The sequence below is a fragment of the Neolewinella lacunae genome, from assembly GCF_014349155.1.
Classification (GTDB): domain Bacteria; phylum Bacteroidota; class Bacteroidia; order Chitinophagales; family Saprospiraceae; genus Neolewinella; species Neolewinella lacunae.
The window spans coordinates 1-2,322 of the sequence record NZ_JACSIT010000111.1; the positions used below are offsets into that span (position 1 = coordinate 1).

Annotated in this window: 1 pseudogene; it reads left to right on the forward strand. The window is 54.0% G+C overall.

The annotated features are described in order from the left end of the window. Positions 1-2,322 (forward strand): annotated as a pseudogene (locus H9S92_RS22910) (hypothetical protein); the annotation flags it as partial.

Genomic DNA, 2,322 nt, shown 5'->3' on the forward strand with positions numbered 1-2,322 from the left:
TTTGGGCAACGCTGGCGGCAAGCAGCGCCTTGGTTTTACCACCACTTTGCCCTTTGACGAAATTGAACTGTACCTCAGTTCCACCCTCACCCTGCTGGGAAGCGTGCGGGTGTTTTATGCTTTTGAAGAAGACCCGCTTTGTGATGCGGATTGCCAGACGGCGATTATTCCGTCGAATGGTTTTACCCCTTCCATCGTCGGTGCACGAACCTCATTCTCCGGTGGGATTCTTTGTATAGGTTGTTCCATCACCTCCACTGGTGATGCGATTGATGACAACCTGGGGAACAATGCCAGTTTCAACTATGGCATTTCAGTCGGTGAGACCTTTACGCTTTCGGTGGACATTGGTGCAGCACAACCCGCCGGTTCGGATGTGGGGTTTGTTGTTGCTCCAGACGGAATTTTGGGTCTTCTAGACCTATCCGTTCTCAGCACCATGCGCATCCGGACCTACTTAGGTGGTGCTCCGGTAGAAAACGTGCAGTTGGACCAAAACCTGGTGTCCGTCGATTTGCTTCCCGGCGGGAGGCAGTCATTGAGCTTCCGCACCTCTGCCCCCTACGATGAAGTGCAATTGGTAACGACCTCGGGCGTCAGTCTCTTAGGCGGATTAGACATCTTCAATGCGTTTATTCGTTATGATACGGACCTTGATGGCGTCCCGGACTGCATTGACAAATGCGTGGGCGATGACAACATCCTGAACAGTGCTGGTTTGCCCTTGGCCTGTAATCCGGAATGTATGCTTAATGCGGGAGTGGACATTTCCTCCTGCCCGGAATTTGGTACTGGACAGGCCCAGCTTCCGCCCGCAATGGCAGGGCAGACCTGGTCCGCCGATCCCGGGAATCCCAGCCCGGCAACCGTCGATGCGCTGGGCGTGGTCACTGGTCTATCCGTGGAAGGCATCTATACCTTCATCCTCTCGGACGGAGTTTGCAGCGACACGGTGCAGGTCAATTACGTGGTCTCCGGTACTGATTTGGCCTGTAATGATCCCTTGGTGGGGCCAGGCGTAATCGTGGACGACGAGATGACCTTCACGGGGATCTGCATACTGTGTGCGGATGCCGATGCATCGAACGTGGTGGACACTGATTTGGAGAATTTCCTGGAATACGACGACCTGGTTTCACTGCTGGTACAAAGCTCGCTGGTCTCGGTAAAAGACACGAACAATACCTATCCCGCAGGTACCCGGGTAGGTTACGTCATTGAATTCCCCACGGGTCTGTTGGACCTGAACGTGCTGTCTTCCGTCCAGTTGGTCACTTACCTGGACAACCAGCAGCAGGAAATTGCCAGCAGTGCAAGCCTGCTGGGTGTAGGCTTGCTCGGAGCCGGGGAAAACCTTCAACGCATTGGCTTCACCACGAGCCTGCCCTTCGACGAAGTAGAAATTGTTTACAACCCAACGGTTGGGGCTTTAAGTACCCTGAGGGTGTATTATGCCTTTACGGAGGCACCGGGTTGTCCCTTTAGCGTAGATCCCTTGGTAGACCCGGGTGCGCTGTGCATTGAGCCCATTATCGCTAGCGCTGACTACTGCGGAAGGATTAACTACGACGAGACGGGGATAAATGATCTGCTGTGTGTAGCCTGTACCATCGAGCCGCTCTCGGCGCTGGTGGATGACGATTTATCGACCGGAACCCTATTGGATCTCACTGCGTCGGTAGCGGGAAGTGGCACGATTGCGGTAACCGCAAATACGGTATTCCCCGGGGGCTATGAAGCAGGCTTTGTAGTAGGAGCGAGCAGTGAACTACTGGGCGCAAGCCTGCTGGGAGGCATCTCCATTGCGACTTATCTGAACGGGGCATTTGTTGAATCTTTCACCGCCAATGACCCCTTGGTGCGGGTTACGCTGCTCAGTGGCAGCGCCGATGTTGCCTTCATCGGCTTTCCCAGTACGGCAGCCTTCAATGAGGTAAGGATTTCGGTGGGTGGACTGATTAATGCCAGTGTATTGGGCGACTTCATCGTCTACTATGCCTACGTTCGAGCAGATTCGGACGGGGATGGTGTTCCTGACTGTCTGGACAAGTGCTGCGCAGGAGATGATCAACTGGACGGTGATGGAAACGGTATTCCGGACGCCTGTGATGGAATGCCCGTTGCGGTCAACGATACCTTTGAACTTTTTGTGGAAGACCCCGTGGTATTGGACGTACTGGCCAATGACGATTTCGGTCCTGATTTACCCGGTACCAATGCCATTCGTATCGTCCTTTTGCCGGAAAATGGTGTAGCTACGGTGAATGATAATGGCACTCCTGCTGATCCCACGGATGATTTTATCGATTACCTCCCTGCGGC